Genomic DNA, 18,226 nt, shown 5'->3' on the forward strand with positions numbered 1-18,226 from the left:
TAGACGATGCAAAACTATCAGATTACTGTGAAGGCCCTGTTAATAGGATTTTAAATAAATCTTAGTCAATATTAATTAATAGAAAACCGAATGTTAATTAGATTAATTTTATGTTAAATTAAAAAAATATTAAAAAGTTTTTGATAGAATTTTAATAGATAAATTATTAAGGGGTGTATGTTAAAAACAGAAAAATCCCGTTAATTCGGGATTTTTTTCTTCTATTTCAATTTATTTTACCTCTACAGGAACCGAGATCTTATCCCAATCCATGGTGAAGCCATTATTATTTACTTTATAAATTAACGATTCTTGTTTTGTCGGTAAAGACTTTGTTTTTACATCAACACGTAAGGCATCTTGTGCTTCCTGGTATTTATAAGCACCCCATTGTTTTGATTCTTTATTAAAAATTGCTGTCCATGTTCCAGATTCTTTAGGGATCAAGAAAAAGCTGTATTTACCTTTAGGAAGTTTTTTACCCTGAACGGTAATGTCTTTATCCGTTTCGAAGGTAGTAGCTTCATTGGCACCTGCACGCCACACTTTATCATAAGGGACTAAATCGCCCCAGATTTTACGGTCCTTAACAGAAGGGCTGTTATAAGCTATAGTGATATTGGCATCTTTAATTTTTCCCGTAGCAGTAGCCGGAGGGCTGGCAGGTTTTTTAGCTTCCTGAGCAAAAGCATTCACTGAAATCGTCATTGCAGCAAAAACCATAGTAGCTGATTTAATCATTGCTTTCATATTATTTTTAATTTGTTTGTTTTAATTATTATTCGCTTACGAATTTACAGCTTTCGGCTTATAAAACAGCAACCCTATTGCAGAAAATATAATGACTGCCGCCGCCCCGATCACATTTAGCCACAGGAAAGAGACGATATCGAACTGATAAACGGCAATCACTGCAATTTCTGATAAAATGGCGGCCATAAACACATTCGGACCTGTGATTTTTTTATAATAAAATGCCACCAGAAAAATCCCCAATATCGGCCCGTAGAAAAACGAACCCAATACATTCACCGCTTCAATAAGCGAACCCATTTGAGTCGCAAACATCGCCACACCAATTGAGAAAATCCCCCACGCTAAAGTGTGTAGGCGGCTATACATCAATTCGGTTTTATCATCAGGAATTTCTTTTTTAAATAGTAAATGAACATCTTTCAATGAGCATGCAGCAAGAGAATTCAGCGCTGCCGAAATGGAACCCCAGCTCGCCAGAAAAATGACAGCAAATAGCAAACCGATCATCCCTACAGGCAAAGTACTTTTCACGAAATACAGGAAAATATAATTCGTATCCGTTTTCTCTGCATTAAAATTTGATTTATTTATTGCTTCTTCTACCCTGCCGTGAAGCGCTTTTACTTCGGTTTGTGTATTTTTAAAATCCTGAATTGTTTTTTGAAGTTGAGGAGATTGAGTTTCTTTCAACTTTAAAATTTCTTTCGATTCTGCATTAAATTTTATTTGTAAATCCTGATGCTCTTTTTCAAAAACCGCAGCCTGTTCAGGTTGTTTTTCCTTTAAATTCTGATAAGATCTTTCATTAAAATAAATCGGAGCCGGTTTCAAAGAAAAGAAAGCAAAAAGCAAAGCCCCAATCAAAAGAATAGCAAACTGCATCGGAATTTTCACCAATCCGTTCAACAGCAAACCCATTTTAGCATTGGTATTGTCTTTCGCAGTAATATACCTCCCAACCTGACTTTGATCTGTCCCAAAATATGAAAGTGCCAGAAAGAAACCTCCAATTAATCCGCTCCAAATATTATATTTATCTTTCCAATTGAATTCTGTGGTGATAACATTAAGCTTTCCTGATTTTCCTGCCAGATAAAGCGCATCATTAAAACCAATTCCATTTGGCATATTTTCAATTAACAGATAACCTGCAAAAGCCATTGTTCCCAAAATAATCAGAAATTGCAATTTTTGAGTGTGAGCGATTGCTTTTGCGCCGCCAACATAGGTGTAGATCAACAGAATACCACCTGTTAAAACATTGGTTAAATAAATATTCCAGTTTAAAACACTTGACAAGATGATACTCGGAGCGTAAATACTGATTCCTGTCGATAAGCCCCTGGAAAAAAGAAAAAGAAGTGAAGTCAATACCCTTGTTTTTTTATCGAAACGGTTTTCTAAATATTCATAAGCCGTATAAACATTCAACCGTTGAAAAATCGGGATGAAAGTGATACAGATCACAATCATCGCCAAAGGCAAACCAAAATAGTATTGCACGAAACGCATTCCGTCTGTATAAGCCTGTCCCGGAGCTGAAAGAAAAGTAATCGCACTTGCCTGGGTTGCCATAATACCGATCAACACAATGTACCACGGCATTTTGTTGTCTGCTTTCAGGTAAGATTCGTTGCTTTTTTGTCCACGACCGATGAATACGCCGTAAACGACCACTGCTACCAGTGTAAAAATAAGAACTGTCCAATCTATCGTACTCATGCCCAGAATTTAGTAAACCAATAATAAAATACGATCTGAGCTACTAATGCACATCCCAAAAGCAGATACCAAATATTCCAATTTTTAAGTTTCTTGTTCATTAGTTTTTTTGTGCAGATAAGAAGTTTAAAAATAATCGTGCCGCACCCACATTTCCCGCAGGTAACTGTCTGAAAAATGCCAATGGTGTATAAATAAAATTACCCTTTCCATATTTGGCATATAGAGTTGATCCCTGCAAAGGTTCTTCACCCGTGTCGTGCATTTCAAAAAGAGGTTCATACGCTGCGTTCCATTTGTCTGGGAAATACGCTCCACGCTCCTGTACCCAGCCTTTGAAATCATCCGCAGTAATTTTGTTTGGATAGTTCAGTAATTTATGATTTGGATTTAAAAATTTAACCTCAGCATTTTCTTCGGTAATACGCTTATTGGCAATCGTAAAATTGTATATTCCCAATTGGTCAACCGTTGTATCCTGATTGGTGTTATATTGCATCACCAAATTTCCTCCGCCTTTTACATAAGACCATAAAAATGGCATCCAACGACCCAATTTTTTCTCTGTGTTATTGGCACGAACACCAAGAACAATCGCATCATATTGTGAAAGTTTATTTTGACTTCCGCCAGATTCATCTAAATTACCATAAAAATCTTCGTCTTTCAGAACATCTACCTGAATTCCTGCAATACGTAAAAACTCGGGAATGAAATCTCCTGCACCTTGTACATAACCTACTTTTTTAACTTTCGTTTGAATATCACCTTTCATCACAGCAACCGTCGCAGGTGTAAAATATTGTAAAGAAGGTAAATGAGGATATTGAATTAGTACCTGTTTTTTGTTATACGTGATTCCATCCGCAACAAAATTGGCATCCAATTGCAACTGATTTGATTTTATTGAAGCAAGCTTGGCTTTTGGAATGACATAATCAACGGTAACATCTTTTCCATTGATTGATTTTAAATCACCACCGCCTAATCGTTCTCCATTATATAACAAATTTACTTTTCCATTATTAAACTGTTTATTTGAATTAACCTTAAAATTTAAACTCAAATGTAAATCTTCATTTTCTTTGACTAAATAAAGTGGTTGTGTAAATTTTATTTCCAATGCAGGAACGATTCGCAAAGCTTCAACCACATCACCACGCACCGGATCTAATTTCTTGAACGATAAAGGAAGTTTAACCTGAAACTTCTCCGAACCAATTTTTAAATCAATCAAAACATTCAGTGGTGATTCTGCCTCGGGTAAACCGACTAAAGTATCATTAGGAACAGAGAAAGTGGCCGCGTTCACAGCTGGTTTTGCCAACCAGTAAGGTTCTGTAAGAGCTGCATCAGCAGGAATCTGAATATCATGCTGAATGGTAATTAAAGAATCTTTTGATAGTTCTCTGTTAAAGTTTTCTGACTGATTTAACCATTTTACATTTTCCAAAACGACAGGGTTTGCAGCTCTTGAAATTAAATTTAATCTGAAATTATAATTATCACCAGCAACAGCCTCCGCTTGATTAGTAAAGACCTCACCCATAAAACCGACACAGCTTAAAATAATATGATCAAGAGATTTAATTTTATCTTTTTTTAAATCTGAATCTTTTGATGCTAAAACTTTTTTTCGCAAATCTAGCAAAGCAGGCAAGCAAAGATCAGGATGATTGAAATTGAAAGCGGAAATAATTTTATCTAATGACTGGTCAATATCAGTGTTTCCTTGTGAAGTCCAGGTTTTAGATATTCCATCAAAAAGCGTTGTTTTTGCAGGTTCACCAGCAACGTGAGAAAAATATTCAGTTTTGATTCCGGCTACAGACTGTGTTCCTGCACCTTGGCTTTTATGTAAACTTCTGCTTAACCCTGCCAACTCACCATAGCCCATTCCGAGTTGCGCATCATATTGTCCAACCGTAATTTTCAGTTGATTTTCAGCGGTCGTATTATTGTTCCCAAATCGGAACGTATTCCACAATACGCGTTTGGGTTGCCATACATTAACATATTTCAGCTGTTCTGGAAAGGCAGTTTTGTCGCCTGCAAGCTTGAAGGCTTTTTCTGCCACAACAGCCGAAGCCGCATGTTGTCCGTGGCCTGCCGCAGCAGTAGGCGGAAAACGACAAATGATCACATCCGGACGGAATTGACGGATTACCCAAACGACATCTGCTGTAATATTGTCTGCATCCCACTGTTTAAAGGTATCGGTTGTATTTTTAGAGAACCCGAAATCAATCGCTCGGGTAAAAAACTGTTGTGCGCCATCTAACTTTCTTGCTTCTAAAAGCTCATGTGTTCTGATTAAACCCAATGCAGCGCCTTGTTCTGTTCCTAATAAATTCTGACCACCATCACCTCTGGTTAAAGACAAATACCCTGTTTCTACATTTTGGTCGTTGATTAACCATGAGAGCAATCCTGTATTTTCATCATCGGGATGAGCCGCAAGATATAAAACTTTAGGCAGATGTTTAAGGGTTTTGAGTTCGCGGTAAATTTCAGATGATTTTGAAGGCCGAATTTGTTGCGCCGAAAAAACGGTATACAATCCAAGGATGAATACAGTGCTTACTTTTTTGAACATATGAATTTGCTTTGTTGCATGGCAAATATAAGTAAATCGGTTTTATTTCGATCTTAAAAGAAATCAGTTATGTTTTTCTAATTGTATTCCGCGTAAGATTGATATAATTGAACATACAAAATGTTGCTACTGCTCCAAAAGTATGCCATAGAAAGTGTGTACCGAAGCCTAACCACTCCCATTTATCCGCAATGCGAAAAGTTAATGCAAAAACAAATGATAATAAAGCAAAACCTACCCATTTTCCGGCTTTCCATTGGGTATAAATCAAATATCTTAGTACCGAAAATAGTACAAATGAAGCCATGATGGCATAATTTACATTGATGAAAAGAGAAGTATTATCAATCAAAATCCAGTTTCTTAAAGCAAACATGAGCAGTAGATATCCGAAAACCATTAACACAGCAAAATACCATCTGGTGCTTTGCGCTACAAAATAAAATCCGGCGGACAAGCAGAGCAACATGATGGGAAGCCAATCCATCATGATAAATACCGGCCATTGTCTGAATGAATGATAAATAGTTCCACCAATAGCTCCAATATACAATAAAACTAAGCAGTAGGCTAAAAAAGGATATTCTTTAAAATTACCTTTTATTTTAATCGTCCAGAAAATGGCTAAGGCTAAAAAAAATACAGCAGTTATCGCGTTTAACGGCTCAGGGAAAAACTGAGCCATATCTGTTTCTTTGTATAACATGCCTCCATCAGGAGGTATTTGGTTTATCGGCATCGTCTTTTTTATGTTTGTTTACAGGCAGAGTTCAGAATGCAAACACAGCCTTTTATTTAATAATAGTAAATCGTTCAGTACACTTATTTACTTTCTAAATATAGACAATTGATTTAATTTTTAATTCATTCTTAAAAAAGACTTTTTTATTCGATCCGTCTTTTAATTTTTTGGATTACACATTCCTTTTAGCAGAAATGATTGTTATCCATAGTTTATTACATTTTCTAATCCAAGTTCTTTTACATCTATTTTGACCGACAAAGGCGATTGTATCAATTTCAAAAACCCTTCATTCATATTTTTTCCGGAAATTACCCCTAAATCGTTTTCAATGGCAATTTCTATGAATTTATAGAAATCTGAAAAATATTTATCTGCGTCTTCCCCGGCAGAGTACAGATTTTCCTTATCAAGCCATAAAAGTTGTAAATCTTCATTTGTCACCCAATTTATAAATCCATTATAATTTGAAAATATACTGCCCAAATCATTACTTGTAAAGTCGGAAATAATGTATTCAGCAATAGATTCCTGTTTTGCATTCACACACCCTGTAAATATAGTTCGTCCCAAAATGAGATGAGGATTAAATGCAGCGCATTCAGAGAAAATAATTAAGGTCAAAATGAGGTTAAAATCTTCAATTACCTGTCCATTTATTGTATAAAAGTCATCTTCGTCTTTATTTCGTTTTTGTATAAAACTACTGTATTCTACATCTACATTTTTTTCCCTCTTTTGAATATTGAGCAAAGTTTCGTGTATCTTAAATTCATCATCTAAAGATTGACTAAATTCAATAATATCTTTAATTCGTCTTTCATCTTGGTCGTTATCATAGACTATATATTTCCCAAATTTTGAATTGAAATAATTCCTCAGCAACTGTCCTTCACCTAATAGATCGGGAACAATTTTCGAATAGAATTTTTTGTCATCAAAATGATGTAAAGTATTCCAATCACCCATCGATTTTGTTATTATTAAGGTTGAGTATTTTTGTTGAATTGAATGTCGTATTATTCATGTTATCATTTTTAAATAAAGACTTTTGGACGTTATTTTTTCGTCAGAAAAAGGCACTGCTAATATAGTATATTGAATTTATTGAAATCATTTATCATTATTAATCAATAAAAAAAGCCATATAAATATATATATGACTTTCAATTATTTTTAAAATATTTAAGACAGGCTATACCATTTTTTGAATAAACTGTCGTAATCTTTCTGATCAGATTTTGTCTTGATTAATGTAGCAAGCTGAGGCAAATGAGTTTCAGCATCAGCTTTTCTCTTGTTATAAACTAAAAAGTCGCAATAGTTCCACACATTGGTAAAATAAGGTTCAATACTAATGCTTTTCTGATAATTTGCTTCCGCTGTAGCCAGATCTTTATTCATCAAATGACACGATGCCAACTGATCGTACAGAAAAGCTTCATCCTGCTGATCCCAACTTTGGGTAAGCGCTTCATTATATACATCAATCGCATTTTGATACTCCCCTTTCATCAAAAATTTTCCTCCGCGGTTGATAAATTCGTTGGTTCTGTTACTTATATTGGGTCCGGAATCCTGTTCAGAATAAACCACACCAATCTCACCCGACATAGCTGCTTTTTTCAAAAATTCAGCTAATTTTTCATCTGATTCTGTATTGTCAAAAAATTCATTAATCGGTTTTAGCAAATACTCTTCAATCTCAATATTTCCTGTAGCCTCATTCAGTCGTTTATACAATTTAGACGTTATTTTATCACTCGTCACATTCATACCGTTTAAAATCTCTGTCAAAAGGTCTAAAACACCTAATACATGAGTTCTGTATTCGAGGGTAACTTTATCTCCAAATGGAAGAACAAAAGCCTCCTTCAGTTCTTTTAAAGCGGCATTGGAGTCACCGTTAGCCTGCAATTTTCTGGCATTGATTAATTTTTCGGGAGCGTTTTTAAGACTTTTACGGCTGGAAATTACCGTGTAGATAATGATAACAGCAAGAATTGCCGCAACAATGATTACGTACTTCATAAATTTTAGTTTTTTAGGTAAATAGTTTTATTGATCGTATTATTTTTTAGTCCTGAAAATCCGCTACGATCCGCAGTTACAGGTGAAATCGATTGTCATATTTTTTTATGAGTGTTGCAATATACTCATTTAAAATAACTTTACAGATAAATTTTTGCCGATAAACAAAAAAGCCTACATCCAAATGAAAATGTAGACTTGAAATGATATAGAATTATAAAAATTTCACGAGATCAATTAGACAACTCTGTCAGCTATTTCCTGCTCACATCCGTTAAAGAATTCAGAAACGCAATAATCTGTTTAATTTCTGTCTGATTTAAATTCAGTTTATCCGGAGCTAAGGTTTGATTTTTTACTTTCAAGCCAAGACCTTCTCCTCCGCCTTCGTTATAAAAATCCATCACTTCTTCTAATGTCCTGAAAGCTCCGTTGTGGAAATAAGGTTTTGTTAAGGCAATATTTCTTACCGTTACCGTTTTGAAAGAATTTTCATAAATCCACGAATTTTCTTTTTTCACAGGGCTGTTTATCCTTCCTTTATCTGCATCCAATTCCATAGGCTTTTGGCTGATGGGTTTTGTTGTAATTCCTAAAACTTCAGATTCATTTTCATTAAAAAACGGTGGAACCAATCCTGAAAAGTTCGGGGCAAAATGGCAGGTAGCACAATTGGCTTTCCCCATAAATAAATTAAATCCTTTCTTCGCATCCGAAGAAATTTCTTTTTCATTTCTCATAAATTTATCAAAATCACTTTCGTAAGAATAGAGCGAGGCGACATAAGAACTTAAGGCTTTAGAAAAGTTTTCTTTGCTGATATTTCCCTCTTTAAAAGCAGTTTTAAATGCCTTTTTGTATTCAGGTTTTGTCTTTAATTTTTTGATGATGCTTTCATAACTTGTATTGAATTCATCTTCGTTGTAAATAACGTGTTCTGCCTGCTGTTCAAGATAAAAAGCTCTTAAATCATAGAAAAATCTTTTGGCAAAAACAGCATTATACAGAGACGGAGAATTTCTTAGCACGGTTTTCCCTTCAACATTGCTTTGAGATTTAGTTTTTAAATCAGTAAAAGCATTTTCGGGTAAATGACAGGTCGCACAGCTCATTTTTCCGTTATCACTTAAATTCTGATCATAGAAAATCTCTTTTCCCAATTGTTTCAGGGCTGCATTGTCTTCCTCTTTCTTTAACAATGTATAAAAATAAGGATTAAGAAAATCGCTACTGAAAAGGTTTTTATTATTGACATTCCAGCCTGAAAACTCTTTTAAATCATCACTCCTTCCATCCCAATTTCCAAATTCTTCATACAATGGCTGAATATATTTTTTGTAAAATTCTATCCTGTCAAATGTTTCAAAATCAGTATTTCTTGCCAAATAATCAATCCCTTCCGCTAAAATTTTATTTGCTTTCTCAACATTATAGTTTTTGAAGTAAGGATCATCATTAATATACCTTTTCATTCCTAAAAAAGCATGGCTTGCCTCATCAGAAACATTTAAAGATCCGGGAGTATCAAAACCCGTCACACCCAAACTGTACATTCTAATCAGTTCGATTCTTAATGGCAGTGTTTTATTATTTCCTTTGCTTAAGCCATTTTTAACCGAGCTTAAATAAAAACTTGCAAAGCTGTTGTATAAAAAATCGGTAATTGTTTTGATCTCTTCCTTTTGTTCGGCTGCTTCGTCAGAAAATATCAGTTCATCCAAAACCTGTAACCCTTCCGGAGGAAGTGTGTATGCTGTTGTTCCGGCTGCTTCGATATGGAATAAAGGCGCTGCATTGAGGTGAGTTTTTGTAAATTCAGGATAATGATAGGCAACGTAAAATTCAATTTCCTTGAATGAATTTCTGGTTTCTTTTAATGATTTTTGCAGGTGTTCAAGAGAGATTCTATCCTCAGAAAATTCGTAAGCATTGGATTTCAACCGGTCAAGTTTTGATTTAAAATCAGTTAATCCTTTATTGACAACAGAATTTTCGGTTTCAACACCTTTGTACGTCGGATTGAATGACATTATTGCAAAACCTATCAAAAGAATTACAATAAGTAACGGATAAGATCTCATGAATTTTTTGCGCAAAACTATTGATAGCAGGCGGATTCAACGTTACCACAACTTTAAATTTGAATTAAATTATGTTTACATTTTATTTAAAGTATTTTTTATTAATTTTAAACCCCGAAAATCAAATTCATTACTAGCAGCCGGCCGGTTTCCATATCGGATTACTTTAATAATGATGAAGGATATTTGGGGAGGAATTTTTAATATTGATGCAAATCCATCATAAAATTTAATAATAGTATGAAAATAAAAATACTGCTGGCTTTTGTGGCAAGTTCTTTTTCGCTGGCTGCTTTTGCACAGAAATCTGAAAGTGAAATGGCGGTGTACGCAGAGAAAAAAGGCAATGAATATTACCTGATACGCCTTCCGAAGGGAAAAAACATCCCAAACGTGTATGTATATTCCAACGGAGAAACAAAGCCTTATAAAAAATATGCAGAGCTGAAAGATGTTGTCATGGATTTTCCGAAGATGATGGAAACTAATAATTCTACCAAAGAAGAACTGGTTTCCGTCCTGAAAAAGGACGATCATTTCTACGAAATCACATCCCAAAGAAAAGATCCGAAAAATTTTGAAAAAACAACATTCACCGTTTACGAAGTCATGAACGGACAAAAGAGAATTGTAGACGATTACGATTCTATCTACGGCTTTATGGCCTCACCTTACAAAGAAGCCATTTTCATAAAATAAATAAAAAAACATATTATGCTTAATAAACTTGCAGCGTCAGAACTTGTTCTGAACGAGGACGGAAGCGTTTACCACCTTAACCTTTTGCCTGAAGATATCGCAGAAAAGATCATCCTTGTTGGCGATCCCGACCGCGTTCCAAAGGTTTCTCAATATTTTGATAAAGTTGAAGTTAAAAAAAATAAAAGAGAGTTTTACACTCATACCGGAACTTTAAGGGGAGAAAGAATCACAGTAATGTCTACCGGAATCGGTACAGAAAACATTGATATCGTGATGAACGAGCTGGATGCTTTGGTAAATATTGATCTTAAAAATAAGGAGTTTAAAAAAGAACATTCGGCACTGCAATTATTCAGAATGGGAACCTGCGGAAGTGTAAACCCTGAAGTTCAGGTTGATAATATGCTGGTGACTCAGAATGTAGTCGGTCTGGACGGATTGATGCATTTTTATCAGGATTATGATTTTGAAAACGAATTTTCGAAAAACTTTTTAGAGAAATTTCCATATGCGAAAATAAAACCGATGTTGTATTTTGCAGATTGGGCGGAAGAATTGGGAGAATTGTACAAAGACGCAAAATATCACGGAAATACGGCAACTTTCCCGGGATTTTACGCTCCACAAGGAAGACAGCTTCGTTTAAAGGCAGTTGATGACAAGTTTCTGGAAACGCTAAATGATCTTGGAGTCACCAATTTTGAGATGGAAACCTCTGCGATTTATGCTTTATCTAAACTTTTAGGCCATAAAGCTATTACTGTAAACAACGTTATTGCCAACAGAAGACGTGGAGAATTTTCTTCAGACCATCACGCTTCCGAAAAAAGCCTTATTACATGGGTTTTGGATAGGATTATTCAGTAAAGATGCTTAAATAAATTATAAAATAAAAGGATTTCATGACTGAAATCCTTTTTTATAAACCATTAAAGAAAAACTTCATAAGACATGAAAACTTATTTGAAGTTATATATTGTTTGTTAAAATTCATTAACTGTAACATAAAAATGAGATGAGTTCAAACTCTCCGGGGTTCCTGAAATATTAGTTAAATTAATTGTAATATTTGAGGTTGACGTCATCCTTGGATTGGAAATTGAAAATGTAGAATTGCCTGCAAAATCTCCTGCTGGGGTAACAACAATCGTTGCTTTTGTGGAACCCGGAATCAATGCTGCGGGAATCGCAATATCCATTGTCGCAGATTTTCCTGAAGGCAGGTTATTGATCGTAACATTCGGCCATACCTCAAAACTTATCTGATTTTTATTTACTGTTCCTCTGCTTCCCAGCTTATACTGTCCGCTTACATCCAATTTTGCAGTATTATTTGGGGTACTTGTACCTATTCCCACACTTGCGTTATTATCTCCTAAAACAATGGCATTAGGTTGTGAAGTTGAAGCATTATAACCAATGGCTGTGGAGTTCTGTCCTGTTGCCACTGCTCCTGATCCCAACGCCGTTGAGTTTTCATTATTCGTCTGTGTATTGTATCCTAAAGCCGTTTCGCTGTTAGCATTTGTTTTGGCATTGTATCCAAGAGCAATCGACTGGAAGCCTCCTGCCTGAGAATTGTTTCCAATTGCTGTAGACTCGTTTTTCGTTGTTTTGGCATTGTAACCAATTGCCGTAGACTGAAATCCTGATGCCGTAGAATTGTTACCAACTGCCGTAGCTTCGTTTACCGTAACTTTGGCATTAAAACCAACCGCCGTTGCCTTGAAACCAGAAATACTGGTATTTTCACCAACAGCCACCGACTGGTTTTGTGTAACATTAGAATTTATACCAATAGCAATTCCCTGATAAGCCGTACTTGAAGTCCCCAAAGCAATACCGTTCTGAGAAGCATTTGCCCCTACCCCAAAACTTATGGAGTTATATACGCCTAATCGGCCCATCACATTAGAATTTACCTTAAAAACCAAATCATCCAGAGTATTGGTACCTAATGCTAATGTAGTATTGTTAGCAGCATAGGTTCCGCTGTTTGTTCCTGATAAATTCCATCCTGAAGCATTCGGATTTATTGCGGCTCCGGAACCCGAAGAAACGATATTCCATTTTGAGTTATTCCAGTAATAAAACCCTGTTTCTGTTAAGCCTCCTGTTCCGTTGTTCCAAACGATCAATCCGGTAGATGGTGACGGAACTGTAATATTGTCGGTTAATGATTTTAACGAAATGCTTGGTAAAAGCACCCCTTTATTTTTAGAATTTACTTCCAGCATTGCAGAAGAATCGGGATTTGGAGTTCCTATCCCTACTTGTGAATAAGCAAAATTAAAATTAATAAATAATAAAGCTGTAATTACTAATTGACGTTTCGTTTTTTTCTGCATACCTGAATTATTAAATGGTTAATAGTTTCTGTTGCAAATATATAAAATTTATAATAAATCAACCATTTTTTTATAAATTTCATAATTTAACACAGAATAGTGAATAAAACAATAAAAAATATCTATTTAATCACTGTTTAATGAAGCTCAATATAGAATTAATTCTATACCAAAACAGGGTTAAAACTGCTTAAAACCCACATATTAAGTCTTCATGAAGTGTATTAAAATTTTACTTTTATCAATGAAAATCACTAAAAATTGAATAAAATATAATTTATCACTACTTGTTGAACATATTATTATGTTAAATCCCTGGATTTTAACACCTTTCAAGATCGAAAAAATCGCGAGGCAATAGAAAATTCTTATGATGGTAATGAACTATAAAGTTGGAATTATTTTAATATTATACTCTTACTGTAAAAATCCATGCAATGAAAAGTTTTATGAAAAGTTTAACAATGAGCGGAAATTTTAGGAATGGTTCTTGTTTAAATCATTACAACGAACACTATAAATATTAAAATTATGAACAATTCAGAGTACAACAAAGCGGAAAATGCAGTAAACAAGACGGAAAACTCTTTAAAAAATGCAGCAGATAGTACGAAATGGAAAATCGAAGAACTGGCAGACAGAGCCAAAGACTATATCAATGAAAAAAGAGCCAATGATGAGGAAGCACAGCAGGAAGATTGGTTCGACAGAGTGAAAAATAATGTTTCCGATGCATGGGATGATATTAAAGATAAAGCAAATGATGCGTGGGAAAAAACCAAAGATGCGGCAGAAGATGCAAAAGCAGAATGGAACAAGAAAACCAATTAAAATTTCAGTTATATAAATATTTTCAAGAAAACGGAGTCTTTTTACGTAAGGCTCCGTTTTTTATTATGTTATCAACACAAATATTCCTACATTTGTACTATTAATAAACATTAAAAAATTATGTCATACGGTTTACTTAAAGGCAAAAAGGGAATTATTTTTGGAGCCCTTAATGAACAATCAATCGCATGGAAAGTTGCAGAAAGATGTCATGAAGAAGGTGCTGAATTTATTTTGTCTAATGCTCCTATTGCTTTGAGAATGGGAGAACTTAACGGTTTAGCAGAAAAAACAGGTTCTGAAGTTATTGGTGCAGACGCTACCTCTATCGAGGATCTTGAAAAGCTTTTTGATGCTGCAGTTGCCAAATTTGGTAAAATCGATTTTATCCTTCACTCTATCGGTATGTCTATCAACGTTAGAAAAGGAAAACATTATACAGAAATGAACTACGACTGGTTGGAGAAAGGTTGGGATATCTCAGCAGTTTCTTTCCATAAAGTAATGAGAGTGGCTTGGGAAAAAGACTGTATGAATGAATGGGGAAGTATCTTAGCGCTTACTTATATTGCTGCACAAAGAACATTCCCGGATTACAATGACATGTCTGACAACAAAGCGTATTTGGAAAGTATTGCAAGAACTTTCGGAAACTATTGGGGTGAGAGAAAGGTACGTGTAAACACGGTTTCTCAGTCTCCTACAATGACTACTGCTGGCAGCGGTGTGAAAGGTTTCGGAGGTTTCCTTGGATATGCAGAAGATATGTCTCCACTAGGAAACGCTACCGCTCTTGAATGTGCAGATTACTGTGTAACATTATTCTCTGATCTTACAAAGAAAGTAACAATGCAGAATCTTTTCCATGACGGTGGGTTCAGCAGCTCTGGGGTTACTCAGAGAGTTATCAGCAAGTATGATGCTGAATAATTTTTAAAAATAATATTAAATATATCAACCAAAGTGAATTTTTGCTTTGGTTTTTTTATTGTTTCTTTAGAAAAATTATTTCATAATGTTAAAAAACTTAATAACTCTGTTCACCGTATCAGTATTCTTTAGCTGTCAAAAGGATCATACGACAATTAATAAAAGAAAGCCTGACACTTTAAAATCTTATCCCACAGAAAAACAGATTACTAAAAAATATACTGATCCCAAAAAGTCAGATCCTTATCGATGTACTATTGATAATGCTTTACAAACTATTATTAAATTACCTGAAGTACAGAAAGAGTCTGCTTTTGTAGATTCAATTTCTGCAGGTAAAAAAGCACTGTCTTTCATGCTGGACAGCTTAGACATGGGAAGTAAACCTTTCTATATGGTAAAAACAGGATTTAATGGTGAAATGCGCTGGGAAACATACACAACCTTTTACATTGATAAAAACAATTGCAAAACAATATTTGTAGATGAGGTCGTGTCGGGTGATATACTTTCCTTAGAAGATTGGAGAAAGAGTCAGAAATAATTAATATTAATTTTGGTATGAAAAATCTGTTTATATTATTTGTTATGGTAAGTTTATATTCCTGTAAACAAGAAAACACAAATAAAAGAAGCTATGAAGCAGTTTCTAAAAATGATATTGTAATTCCTCAGAAAGATTCATTACATAAAGTTTCAACCGCTGTTATTCAAGAAATAGCTCAGGAAAACTGTTACGATTATTTAACCGAACTGGTAAGAAGCAGTGACTTCCCTTTTTCAGAATGGAAAATAGAGAGAAATAAAGTTAATTTGTTAATTGACAATCAAGAGGCTGACAGTATTTCATGCAGGTTGTTTTATGACACAGAAGGTAGCGGAACGATCGGCTGGATAAAATACAATACGAAAGACGGCATATTAATGAATACTTCTGCTAATTTAGAAAATCCGGTTACATTACAATATGATTCAAAATGGAAGGCTTTATTTGACCAATGCTCTTCAAAGAAATAATATAAGGCTAATATAATGGGTTCGGCGGAGCCTTTGGCTCCGCCGAACTTAAATAATAAAAATGTTAATATGAAGTCTATAAAATTACAGTCTGTATAGAATGTGCAGGTGCATTCAGCTTTGCCGACATTCCTTCGATCCAGAGATTCGTATCGATATCATTATCAGTATCGTTCATGATTACCGTTACCAATTGTCCGTTTTCATTCATAAAAGTTGTAGAAGTTAAAGCAACCCTGTTTGATGAGCTTCCCACTCTTCTGGCATTGGGTTTAATGAACTTCGAAACGTGCCCTACATAATAGTATTCATACGTATAATGAACTTCTCCCGTTTTGGTGTCTGCAATAATTGGTGCAAAACAGAAATTCCCTACATGATTCGGACCGCCCGTCTCATCCAAAAGAACATTCCAGTCTGTCCATAAAGCTGTTCCTTTATTGAAATCGTTGAGCATATTTCTTCCGTAAAGTTCACCTAACTTAACATCATAAATTTTAGACATATCAAATTGTTCCTTACAACCTTCCGTAAATGCCAGAAATTTATCTGGAAAAGCTCTCTGCGTTTCAGTTAAATTATCAAAAAGCTGAGTTTTATTATTCCATGTTTCATACCAGTGATAGCCAATTCCGTGAGCATATTTCGAAGTTTCAGGATCACTTAGAGTTGTGGTGGCCCTCTGATAAATTAAATCGCGGTTGTGATCCCAGATCATCACTTTTTTATCTTTAAATCCGTTTTTCCATAAAGTCGGACCCAAATTATTTTTCAAAAATTCGCCTTCTTCTTCCGCAGAATAAATACAGGATTCCCATGTTTGTGTCGCCATCGGTTCATTCTGAACAGTCAGTCCCCAAACATTAATTCCCCTTCTTTCGTATTCTTTGATGAATTTAATATAATAATCTGCCCACGTCTGATAAAAAGCATTTTCCAGTCTTCCGCCCTTCAACATACTTTTATTTGATTTCATCCATGCGGGCGGACTCCAGGGTGAAAAATAGAATGTAAAATCTTTTCCAATTGATTTTTGCGCTTCTTTGATCATCGGGATTTTATACTTTTCATCATGTGCAACATTGAAGGATTTCAACGAATTGTCATTTTCCTGAACATACGTGTAAGAATCGCTTGAAAAATCACAAGAGTTCATATTCGTACGGACAACCGTATATCCCAAACCGTTTTTCCCGTAGTATGCTTCAATTATTTCTTTCTGCTTATCTTTCGGAAGCTTATAAAAAGTTTCCGCAGACGCATCGGTTATCGCGCCTCCAATTCCTATTAATTTCTGATATTTAAAATCCGGATCTACAAAAATACAGGCATCCGTTTCTTTCGGCTGACCAAATTTCTCGAACTTCACCATTCCTTTATCAACCATTTTTTCGTTGGTTTTAGAATTGGTCAAAAAAACTTTTGCTGTTGTCTTTCCCGCATTCTTTTTCCAATAATTTTGTGCATTTGCCTGAAATACAAATCCAATTACAAAGCAACTTACAATTAATCTCTTCATTATATCTTTTCTATATTTTTATATTTAAAATCATTCCGCAAAAATTTTCCTTGAAATTTATTTATTTTGATAAACTCTCACATAATCAATATAATATTTCTGAGGAAAAATGCTGTCGTCAATTCCTTCTTTTCCACCCCAGAATCCGCCAACCGCCAAATTCAAAATAATGAAATAAGGCTGATCAAAAGGCCATGCGCCATAGGTTTTTTCTCTATTTTCGTAGGTAAAAAACTTTTTATCATCTACATAGATATCGATTTTTTCAGGTGTCCAGTCTGCTTTGTAAACATGAAATTTTTCACTGGCGTCTTTTACGAACAACGTATCTGTTTTCTGGGTATTGATCTTATGGTTATAATTTTTTGTATGTGCTGAAGCATGAATAAATCCCTGATGGTAACCCACATGTTCCATAATATCCAATTCGCCGTCATCCGGCCATTTTTTCATATTTTCACTCATCATCCAGATTGCAGGCCAGGTTCCGCGGCCCATTGGAAGCTTTGCCCGAACCTCAACTGTACCGTACTGAAAAGAAAATTTTCCTTTCGTTAACAATCTTGCGGAAGTGTATTTGCTTTTTTCCCAGTTCTCTTTTCTGGCTTCGATCACAAGATTTCCATTTTCAGCTCTTGCATTTTCCAGGCGGTTTTTGGTGTAAAACTGCGCCTCTTCATTTCCAAATCCATGACCACCAACATCATAGTTCCATTTGGATGAATCCGGTAATCCTTTATAATTAAATTCATCGCTCCATATCAATTTCCTGCTTGAATCGGGCTTGTTTGAAGCACAATTCAATGAAGAAAAAACGAAAGTTCCTCCGATGATTAAATGAAATATATGTTGACGTTTTATTTTCAAAGTGTACAGCTTTAGTTTTATATTTTAACGCAAAGATTTATTTAATTAAACAAAATATTTAAGTGAGCAAAGGGTTGCGACAAG

The 18,226-nt window shown here is 34.8% G+C and carries 16 protein-coding genes; 6 read left to right on the plus strand and 10 right to left on the minus strand.

The features are described from left to right. Positions 1-231: 231 nt before the first annotated feature. From BUA89_RS14235 to BUA89_RS14265, 7 genes are all read right to left on the minus strand, one after another. The gene (locus BUA89_RS14235; protein ID WP_072959248.1) at positions 232-750 is read right to left on the minus strand and encodes a DUF2911 domain-containing protein; all 519 of its coding nucleotides are present in this window, start codon (positions 748-750) and stop codon (positions 232-234) included. 36 nt (positions 751-786) lie between these two features. Further along, entirely contained in the window at positions 787-2,478 is a 1,692-nt protein-coding gene (locus BUA89_RS14240) for a sodium:solute symporter family protein (protein WP_072959252.1), read from the minus strand. Between the two features lie 100 nt (positions 2,479-2,578). Further along, complete coding sequence (locus BUA89_RS14245; protein WP_072959255.1) at positions 2,579-5,074, minus strand: PIG-L family deacetylase; 2,496 nt, start codon at positions 5,072-5,074, stop codon at positions 2,579-2,581. Between the two features lie 67 nt (positions 5,075-5,141). After that, entirely contained in the window at positions 5,142-5,813 is a 672-nt protein-coding gene (locus tag BUA89_RS14250; protein WP_072959258.1) for a hypothetical protein, read from the minus strand. A gap of 204 nt (positions 5,814-6,017) precedes the next feature. Further along, on the minus strand, positions 6,018-6,785 hold the full coding sequence (locus tag BUA89_RS14255; protein ID WP_072959261.1) for a hypothetical protein: 768 nt from the start codon (positions 6,783-6,785) through the stop codon (positions 6,018-6,020). A 216-nt stretch (positions 6,786-7,001) separates the two neighbouring features. Continuing rightward, positions 7,002-7,847, minus strand: a complete 846-nt coding sequence (locus BUA89_RS14260; protein WP_072959265.1) for a tetratricopeptide repeat protein — start codon at positions 7,845-7,847, stop codon at positions 7,002-7,004. A gap of 254 nt (positions 7,848-8,101) precedes the next feature. Then, positions 8,102-9,928: a cytochrome-c peroxidase gene (locus tag BUA89_RS14265; RefSeq protein WP_072959268.1), complete on the minus strand. Its 1,827-nt coding sequence runs from the start codon at positions 9,926-9,928 to the stop codon at positions 8,102-8,104. 240 nt (positions 9,929-10,168) lie between these two features. Between BUA89_RS14265 and BUA89_RS14270 the strand changes: the two genes are divergently transcribed. Together BUA89_RS14270 and BUA89_RS14275 are read left to right on the plus strand one after the other, a co-directional pair. Further along, positions 10,169-10,627 carry a hypothetical protein gene (locus tag BUA89_RS14270; RefSeq protein ID WP_072959271.1) on the plus strand — a complete coding sequence of 153 codons (459 nt, stop codon included), beginning with the start codon at positions 10,169-10,171 and terminating at the stop codon, positions 10,625-10,627. Between the two features lie 15 nt (positions 10,628-10,642). After that, on the plus strand, positions 10,643-11,497 hold the full coding sequence (locus BUA89_RS14275; RefSeq protein ID WP_072959274.1) for a nucleoside phosphorylase: 855 nt from the start codon (positions 10,643-10,645) through the stop codon (positions 11,495-11,497). Positions 11,498-11,613: 116 nt separating this feature from the next. Here BUA89_RS14275 and BUA89_RS14280 read toward each other — a convergent pair whose 3' ends face one another. Continuing rightward, the gene (locus tag BUA89_RS14280) at positions 11,614-12,978 is read right to left on the minus strand and encodes a hypothetical protein (protein WP_072959278.1); all 1,365 of its coding nucleotides are present in this window, start codon (positions 12,976-12,978) and stop codon (positions 11,614-11,616) included. Positions 12,979-13,509: 531 nt separating this feature from the next. Here BUA89_RS14280 and BUA89_RS14285 point away from each other — a divergent pair. The 4 genes from BUA89_RS14285 (at position 13,510) to BUA89_RS14300 (ending at position 15,756) form a co-directional block, all read left to right on the plus strand. Continuing rightward, positions 13,510-13,809: a hypothetical protein gene (locus BUA89_RS14285; RefSeq protein WP_072959281.1), complete on the plus strand. Its 300-nt coding sequence runs from the start codon at positions 13,510-13,512 to the stop codon at positions 13,807-13,809. A 120-nt stretch (positions 13,810-13,929) separates the two neighbouring features. After that, on the plus strand, positions 13,930-14,739 hold the full coding sequence (locus BUA89_RS14290) for an enoyl-ACP reductase FabI (RefSeq protein WP_062670284.1): 810 nt from the start codon (positions 13,930-13,932) through the stop codon (positions 14,737-14,739). Between the two features lie 85 nt (positions 14,740-14,824). Then, positions 14,825-15,283, plus strand: a complete 459-nt coding sequence (locus BUA89_RS14295) for a hypothetical protein (protein WP_072959285.1) — start codon at positions 14,825-14,827, stop codon at positions 15,281-15,283. A 17-nt stretch (positions 15,284-15,300) separates the two neighbouring features. Further along, complete coding sequence (locus BUA89_RS14300) at positions 15,301-15,756, plus strand: hypothetical protein (RefSeq protein ID WP_143152348.1); 456 nt, start codon at positions 15,301-15,303, stop codon at positions 15,754-15,756. Between the two features lie 76 nt (positions 15,757-15,832). Here the strand turns inward: BUA89_RS14300 and BUA89_RS14305 are convergent, their stop codons facing one another. Together BUA89_RS14305 and BUA89_RS14310 are read right to left on the minus strand one after the other, a co-directional pair. Then, positions 15,833-17,275, minus strand: a complete 1,443-nt coding sequence (locus BUA89_RS14305; RefSeq protein ID WP_072959288.1) for a glycoside hydrolase family 30 protein — start codon at positions 17,273-17,275, stop codon at positions 15,833-15,835. A gap of 57 nt (positions 17,276-17,332) precedes the next feature. Beyond that, a complete protein-coding gene (locus BUA89_RS14310) occupies positions 17,333-18,142 on the minus strand; it encodes a glycoside hydrolase family 16 protein (protein ID WP_072959291.1) in 810 nt (269 codons plus the stop codon). Positions 18,143-18,226: the final 84 nt, after the last annotated feature.

This window comes from Chryseobacterium arachidis (assembly GCF_900129245.1).
Lineage (GTDB): Bacteria > Bacteroidota > Bacteroidia > Flavobacteriales > Weeksellaceae > Chryseobacterium > Chryseobacterium arachidis.